The 2,014-nt window shown below is 49.1% G+C and carries 1 tRNA gene and 1 rRNA gene; both read left to right on the top strand.

The window, feature by feature from the left end:
- Positions 1 to 295: 295 nt before the first annotated feature.
- Positions 296 to 1,809: ribosomal RNA gene (locus OD917_RS22425) — 16S ribosomal RNA — on the top strand.
- A 129-nt stretch (positions 1,810 to 1,938) separates the two neighbouring features.
- Positions 1,939 to 2,012: transfer RNA gene (locus OD917_RS22420), tRNA-Ile, on the top strand.
- The last annotated feature ends 2 nt before the right edge of the window (positions 2,013 to 2,014 follow it).

The raw sequence follows: 2,014 nt of genomic DNA, 5'->3' as shown, positions 1-2,014 counted from the left end.
CCACCCCGCAAAACACGGAAGCTCCTTGAAAGACTGGCAGAAAAACGAAGAGAAACTGAAGCGAAAAAAAAAGCTTCAAAAATTTTTCAAGTTTTTCTTGCGAGATACGGAAAGAAGTTTTAGTTTTGCACCCGCTTTGAAACACAAGCGAAGACAGAAGAATACACGTTCGTAGACATATTGAATTGACAGCCGTTTTGAAAGAGATTTCAAAACAAGAAAGAATAAGAGTAATGAATCGGGAGATTCGAAAAGAACCGATAGATAAGGCATCGCATATACATTATTAAAATATACGATGAAGAGTTTGATCCTGGCTCAGGATGAACGCTAGCGGCAGGCTTAACACATGCAAGTCGAGGGGTAGAGCACTTCGGTGCTTGAGACCGGCGCACGGGTGCGTAACGCGTATGCAATCTGCCTTTCACAGAGGGATAGCCCAGAGAAATTTGGATTAATACCTCATAGCATTACAGGGTGGCATCACCCAGTAATTAAAGTCACAACGGTGAAAGATGAGCATGCGTCCCATTAGCTAGTTGGTAGGGTAACGGCTTACCAAGGCTACGATGGGTAGGGGTCCTGAGAGGGAGATCCCCCACACTGGTACTGAGACACGGACCAGACTCCTACGGGAGGCAGCAGTGAGGAATATTGGTCAATGGGCGCAAGCCTGAACCAGCCATGCCGCGTGCAGGATGACGGTCCTATGGATTGTAAACTGCTTTTGTACGGGAAGAAACACTCCCTCGTGAGGGAGCTTGACGGTACCGTAAGAATAAGGATCGGCTAACTCCGTGCCAGCAGCCGCGGTAATACGGAGGATCCAAGCGTTATCCGGAATCATTGGGTTTAAAGGGTCCGTAGGCGGTTTGGTAAGTCAGTGGTGAAAGCCCATCGCTCAACGGTGGAACGGCCATTGATACTGCTAAACTTGAATTATTGGGAAGCAACTAGAATATGTAGTGTAGCGGTGAAATGCTTAGAGATTACATGGAATACCAATTGCGAAGGCAGGTTGCTACCAATGGATTGACGCTGATGGACGAAAGCGTGGGTAGCGAACAGGATTAGATACCCTGGTAGTCCACGCCGTAAACGATGGATACTAGCTGTTGGGCGCAAGTTCAGTGGCTAAGCGAAAGTGATAAGTATCCCACCTGGGGAGTACGAACGCAAGTTTGAAACTCAAAGGAATTGACGGGGGCCCGCACAAGCGGTGGAGCATGTGGTTTAATTCGATGATACGCGAGGAACCTTACCAAGGCTTAAATGCAGACTGACCGATTTGGAAACAGATCTTTCGCAAGACAGTTTACAAGGTGCTGCATGGTTGTCGTCAGCTCGTGCCGTGAGGTGTCAGGTTAAGTCCTATAACGAGCGCAACCCCTGTTGTTAGTTGCCAGCGAGTAGTGTCGGGAACTCTAACAAGACTGCCAGTGCAAACTGTGAGGAAGGTGGGGATGACGTCAAATCATCACGGCCCTTACGCCTTGGGCTACACACGTGCTACAATGGCCGGTACAGAGAGCAGCCACCCCGCGAGGGGGAGCGAATCTATAAAGCCGGTCACAGTTCGGATCGGAGTCTGCAACTCGACTCCGTGAAGCTGGAATCGCTAGTAATCGGATATCAGCCATGATCCGGTGAATACGTTCCCGGGCCTTGTACACACCGCCCGTCAAGCCATGGAAGCTGGGGGTGCCTGAAGTCGGTGACCGCAAGGAGCTGCCTAGGGTAAAACTGGTAACTAGGGCTAAGTCGTAACAAGGTAGCCGTACCGGAAGGTGCGGCTGGAACACCTCCTTTCTAGAGCCCAAATCGTTAGCCGCAAGGCACGCTTGGGAAATAAGATGCCTAAAAAGAGGTTTTAGAGCCTTCAGATTGCATTACTCTTGCTGTTGATTTAAAGAAATAAACTTTTAAGTAAAAAAACAGAGTCTCGTAGCTCAGCTGGTTAGAGTACTACACTGATAATGTAGGGGTCGGCAGTTCGAGTCTGCCCGGGACTACT

This window comes from Flavobacterium sp. SH_e (assembly GCF_025717045.1).
In the GTDB taxonomy this organism is placed as follows: Bacteria; Bacteroidota; Bacteroidia; order Flavobacteriales; family Flavobacteriaceae; genus Flavobacterium.
This window is presented reverse-complemented; position numbering and strand designations above follow the sequence as displayed.